The organism is Pseudomonas floridensis (genome assembly GCF_002087235.1).
In the GTDB taxonomy this organism is placed as follows: Bacteria; Pseudomonadota; Gammaproteobacteria; order Pseudomonadales; family Pseudomonadaceae; genus Aquipseudomonas; species Aquipseudomonas floridensis.
The window spans coordinates 1-1,774 of the sequence record NZ_MUIO01000262.1; the positions used below are offsets into that span (position 1 = coordinate 1).

A 1,774-nucleotide genomic window follows, 5' to 3' on the forward strand; every position below is an offset into this window, starting at 1 on the left:
TCGCGACGAGCAGCCGCTGGCGATCATGGTGCCTGCCTGGCTGGAATACGACGTCATTGCGCCGATGATCGAGAACATGGTGTCGACCCTCGACTACCAGAACTACGTGGTGTTCGTCGGCACCTACATCAACGACCAGCGCACCATCGATGAGGTGGAACGCATGCGTCGTCGCTACAAGCAGTTGTACCGCGTGGAAGTCCCGCACGACGGGCCGACCTGCAAAGCCGACTGCCTGAATTGGGTGATCCAGGCGATCTTTCTCTATGAGAAGACCCACGTGATGCAATTCGCCGGGACCATCCTGCACGACAGCGAAGACGTGCTGCACCCGCTGGAGCTGCGTCTGTTCAACTACCTGCTGCCGCGCAAGGACATGATCCAGCTACCGGTCGTGTCGCTGGAGCGCAACTGGTACGAATGGGTCGCCGGGACCTACATGGACGAGTTCGCCGAATGGCACGGCAAGGATCTGGTGGTGCGCGAAAGCATGACCGATACCGTACCTTCCGCAGGCGTGGGCACCTGTTTTTCGCGCCGCGCCTTGATGGTGTTGGCCGAGGAAAACCAGAACCAGCCGTTCAATACTGAGAGCCTGACCGAAGACTATGACGTGGGTGCGCGGTTGGCGAAGTACGGCATGCAGGCGATTTTCGTGCGTTTCCCGGTGCAGTTTCGCGTGTTGCGCAAATCCTGGTTTCGCAAGCCATATGAATCGATGCTGGAAATGCCGTTGTGTGTCCGCGAGTTTTTCCCGGACACCTTTCGCACCGCCTTCCGCCAGAAAGCCCGCTGGACTCTGGGCATCGGTCTGCAAGGCTGGGAACAGATGGGCTGGAGCGGCTCGCTGGCCAACCGTTATCTGCTTTTTCGCGACCGCAAGGGCGTGGTGACCTCGTTCGTCAGCATCATTGCCTACCTCATTCTGGTGCAGTTGCTGGCGCTGATCGTGCTGCGCGCCAGCGGACTGTGGAACACCAGTTTTCCCACCCCGTTCGAATCCGACGGGCTGATCAAATACCTGTTGATCGCCAATGGCCTTGCGCTGATCTGGCGCATGGTGCACCGCTTCTACTTCACCACCGTTCTGTACGGCTGGCAGCACGGTCTGCTGTCGCTACCGCGCATGGTGGTCGGCAACTTCGTCAACTTCATGGCTGCGGCACGGGCCTGGCGAATGTTTCTGGTGGGCAAGCTGCTCAACCGCAAGCTGGCCTGGGACAAGACCATGCATGACTTCCCGTCCACCGACCTGGTCGCCATCGCGCCACGTCGACTGGGCAGCGTGCTGCTTTCATGGCAGGCAATCAATGATGAAAAGCTGCAGACCGCCCTGGCCGAACAGCAGACCCGACAACTGCCCTTGGGCCGGATCCTGCTGAGCCACGGCTGGCTCGACGACGAAACCCTGGCCGAAGCCATCGCCTTTCAGAACGACTTGCCCAGGGTGTTCGACATTGCAGGCAAACGTTCTGCCGAACCGGTGCTGGCCGATGAGTTCTGCCTGCGCTGGCGGGCGGTTCCGCTGGCGTTGAATCCTCAGGGCCGACGGGAAATCGCGGTCGCCAGCCCGTTGAACGACGAGGGCTTGCAGCAGATCAGCGAACAACTGGGTGCAGAGCCGGTGCAGATGATCGCGCGGGAAAGCGAGATCGTGACCCAACTGCGTCTGCTGCACGTCGTCGAAGGCCAGCCATTGCCTGCCGCCGCGCCGCTGCTGGGCGACCTGTTGATCGAACAGGGTTTGCTCGACCGCGACGTGTTCAGCAAGGCG

Annotated in this window: 1 protein-coding gene; it reads left to right on the forward strand. The window is 60.9% G+C overall.

Annotated features, from left to right (window positions below; all coding sequences use genetic code 11):
- On the forward strand, positions 1-1,774 hold a 1,774-nt coding region (locus BZK31_RS28785), incomplete at both ends, for a glycosyl transferase family protein (protein WP_083186498.1).